Here is a 2316-nt window from a genome sequence, read left to right on the forward strand (position 1 = left end):
AGCGGATACGGGTCGGCCGTGAAGCCCGCCTCGCCGGCAAGTCCGTACGGATCCGGGGCCGTTCCCCCGCCCACGCACAGCGCCACCCGGTCGGCCCGGAACTTGCGCCCGTCGTCCGTGCGCAGCACCAGGCCGGTGCCGGTCCGCACGACCGCACCCACCCGCGCGGCCACCACGCGCACGGGCCAACCCTGTTCGCCCAGCGCCGCGACGGCCTTCTCCGCGGCGTGCACCAGATACTCGCCGTAGAGCGCGCGCGGGACCAGCGGTTGGCCCAGGAGCGGGTCGAGATGGTCGCCGCCGCGGGCCCCCAGCCAGTCCGCGAAGTGGCCGAAGGCGCCGCTGCGGACCGACATCAGGGCGGGTGGCGTGTTGACCAGCACCGCGTCCAGATCCGGACCGTACGGGCGCCCGCGCCACCGGTGCGGCGACGGTTCGAAGACCGTGACGGTGCCGGTCCCGCCCGCTTCGGCGGTGCCCTCGGTGGTGGCGAGCGCGTGCAGCAGGCCGACGGCCGCGGCGCCGCCCCCGACGATTGCGATGTCCATGGTGTCCCTCTCCGGTGATCGTGTGCCACCGACCCTGTCCGCCCGCGCCGGGGAGCCCCATCCCTCGCGGCCGGGGAATCGACAGGGAACAACCCCCTCGAACGAGGGGTTCCGTGCGATGGGGCGACAGACCAGGCTGGGCAACCGGAAGGCGCGGGCGCCCGGCGGCCGATCGATGGGGGACAGGCATGAGCGATCCACACCGGGGGGTGCTCGCGGCGGCCGAACAGGCCGCCGACGCCCTCGACTTGTTCGGCCGCGTCTCGGCCCGGCTGCGCCGGCAGGTGCCGTTCCAGTCGGCCGTGTGGACCGCCGCAGACCCGGAGACCGGTCTGATCACCGCGCCGATGCTGGTGCAGAACATGGGCTCCGGCGAGGGCTGCGCCGCCTACTGGCAGAGCGAACTGCTGGAGGAGAACGTGCTGCCGTTCCGCGACCTGGCCCGGGCCGGTGTACCGGCGGCCGGGCTGCGCGCGGCCACCGGCGATCTGCCCGGCCGCAGCGCCCGGTTCCGCCGGCTGCTGCTGGACCAGGGCGTACACGACGAGTTGCGCGCGGTGCTCCGGATCGGCGATCGGCCGTGGGGCCTGGTGAGCCTGTTCCGCACCACCGACGCCTTCCGCCCGGAGGAGACCGCGCTGCTCGCCGAGCTGTCCCGTCCGCTGGCCGGGCGGCTGCGCGGGTTCGCCCGGTCGCCCGCGTCGACGCCCGGCACGGATTCCCCCGCGCCCGGCCTGATCCTCTTCGACGAAGCGGGCGAGGCCACCTCCGCCAACGAGGAGGCACGCGGGCACCTCGCGCGGCTGCCCGAGGGGCCGTCGTTTCCCACGGCGCTCGGGCTGAGGCTGCCGATCTGGGTGCTCGGTACGGCGCTCCAGGCCCGCGCCATCGCCGACGGCCGCGACCGCGGCAGCGCCCGGGTGCGGATCCGGACCACCGAAGGCCGTTGGCTGAGCTGCCACGCCTCGTGCCTGACCGGACCCGGCGGCCGGCCCGGCCCGGTGGCCCTGGTGATCGAGCCCGCGACGCCCGCCGACCTGGCGGTGCTGGTCGCCGAGGCGTACGGCCTGACCTCGCGCGAACTCCAGATCACCCAGCTCACCGCGCGCGGCCTGAGCACCGCCGAGATCGCCGCGGCGCTGTTCATCTCGCCGCACACGGTCCGCGACCATCTCAAGACGATCTTCGCCAAGACCGACGTCTCGACCCGAGGCGCCCTGGTGGCCCGCCTGTTCACCGCCCAGCACTGGCCCGCGTCCCCGACGCTCGACGGGTCCCCGGGCGTTCCGGCCTAACTACGGTGCATCCCGCCGGCGCGGCGCAGGTGGGCCGGATCGGCGCGGGTCAGGGCCGCCGGTGTGTCGAGCCGCCAACCCGTGTCGTATGCCTCGGCGAAGAGTTCGTCGCCGAGCGCGGCCCGCCCTCGGTCGGTCAGCGTGCGCACCGGCGGATCGGTACGGTCGTGGGCGCCGCGCAGGCGGGCCGCCGCGCCGAGCACGAGGGCCGCGTCCCGGTGCCGCCCGTACCGCGCGGCGAGGCCGGCCACGGTCACCGCCACCATCGCCAGAATCGGCATGTCGTTGCTGTCGACCGCCGCCGCGTAGGCCCGCCCGAGCGCCGCCTCGGCGCCCGACCCGTCGCCGAGTTCGAGACACAGCGCGGCTCGGGCCACGCCGATCAGCGCCTGCCCGTGGTCGCCGTCGGACGGCAGCCGCGCGGACCGCAGCCCGGCCTCGGCCGACTCGACCAGCGCGCGCGCCCGATCCCC

The 2316-nt window shown here is 75.8% G+C and carries 2 protein-coding genes and 1 pseudogene; 1 reads left to right on the forward strand and 2 read right to left on the reverse strand.

Features of this window, described 5'->3' with window-relative positions:
• A partial coding sequence (locus tag ACFXMF_RS47515) for an FAD/NAD(P)-binding protein (RefSeq protein ID WP_380021322.1) occupies nucleotides 1-548 on the reverse strand: 548 nt, incomplete at its 3' end.
• Between the two features lie 188 nt (nucleotides 549-736).
• Here ACFXMF_RS47515 and ACFXMF_RS47520 point away from each other — a divergent pair.
• The gene (locus ACFXMF_RS47520; RefSeq protein WP_379991888.1) at nucleotides 737-1843 is read left to right on the forward strand and encodes a LuxR C-terminal-related transcriptional regulator; all 1107 of its coding nucleotides are present in this window, start codon (nucleotides 737-739) and stop codon (nucleotides 1841-1843) included.
• Here ACFXMF_RS47520 and ACFXMF_RS47525 read toward each other — a convergent pair.
• Nucleotides 1840-2316: pseudogene (locus tag ACFXMF_RS47525) on the reverse strand (AfsR/SARP family transcriptional regulator); the annotation flags it as partial. The gene ACFXMF_RS47520 and the pseudogene ACFXMF_RS47525 sit on opposite strands and share 4 nt — an antisense overlap.

It is taken from the genome of Embleya sp. NPDC059213 (assembly GCF_042754445.1).
Classification (GTDB): Bacteria; Actinomycetota; Actinomycetes; order Streptomycetales; family Streptomycetaceae; genus Embleya.

Coding starts and splice junctions, on each gene's coding strand:
- ACFXMF_RS47520 (WP_379991888.1), top strand. CDS start 737: ATGAGCGATCCACACCGGGGGGTGCTCGCGGCGGCCGAACAGGCCGCC.